Source organism: Silicimonas lutimaris (assembly GCF_047314965.1).
Taxonomy (GTDB): Bacteria; Pseudomonadota; Alphaproteobacteria; order Rhodobacterales; family Rhodobacteraceae; genus JAVJUV01.
In genome coordinates, this window is record NZ_JBLBVK010000011.1 from 1 (window position 1) to 1,035 (window position 1,035).

1 protein-coding gene is annotated in these 1,035 nt (G+C 64.6%); it reads left to right on the top strand.

Annotated elements, in window-relative coordinates; genetic code table 11:
• Positions 1-1,035, top strand: a 1,035-nt coding sequence (locus ACKLNI_RS00405) for a DUF5801 repeats-in-toxin domain-containing protein (protein WP_413717014.1), incomplete at both ends; no start/stop codon positions are given.

A 1,035-nucleotide genomic window follows, 5' to 3' on the forward strand; every position in this document is an offset into this window, starting at 1 on the left:
CTTCTCGCTGACGTCGTCGGGTCTTGGGGATCTTCCGGACCTGTTCTCGGGGGGCGAGGCGGTTGTCTACGACCTCGATACGACGAACAACATTCTCTACGGCTACATCGAGAGGGGCGATCCCGGGGCGGACTCGAACGACGCGGGCTACGATACGGTTGCCTCAGCGGAGACGGGGCTGTCTGACACGCTGGTGCTCAAGTTCGAGTTGTCGGGAGATAACAACGCGACCTGGACCTACACGCAATACCAGGTGCTTGATCACATCGACCAGGCGAGCCCTGCCTCGGAAGAGAACCTGGCGCTGATCGACGGCAAGGACGGCTCCGGAGTTGTCCAAGGGTCGGTGAACTACATCGACTTCTCGACGGTTATCCGGGCGACGGACTTTGACGGCGACTATGTCGACCTGGCCGCGGACACGGTCTATGTCGAGGTGATCGACGACAAGCCTGAGGAGGCGAATGACAGCACCACGGGCGTGGTCGAGGAGGAGGACGCGGGTCTCTCCAGCGCCGGCAACGAAGACACGCTCGACGGCGCGGGTGCGGGCGGCATCGACGGGGAGTTGGACGACGACACCCTGCCGGGCGCGGGCGGCCTAGACATCACCACCAACGCCGCGACGGGTGATCTCGATGACATCGTCGACTTCGGTGCCGACGGTCCGGCAGCAGGCGGCGGCTATGCGCTGGCCTGGGCTGGCGACGGCTCGGAGAATGTGGCTGCCTCGACCTGGCTCGCAAATCTCGACGGGGGCGACCCCTTTTACTCGGGCGGGGTGGCAATCGACACCGCCACGGTCTCCGGCAACACGCTCAAGGCCTATGCCGGAACGACGGAGGTCTTCGAGCTGTCGATCAACCCGACGACCGGGGTCTGGACCTTCACGCTGAAGGCCGCGCTCGACCACGACCTCGTTCAGGGCGAGAACATCCTCACCCTCAACCTCGGCGGCGCCATGACGGCGACCGACTTCGACGGCGACACCATCCCCCTGTCTGACGACGCCATCGTCGTGACGGCTATCGATGA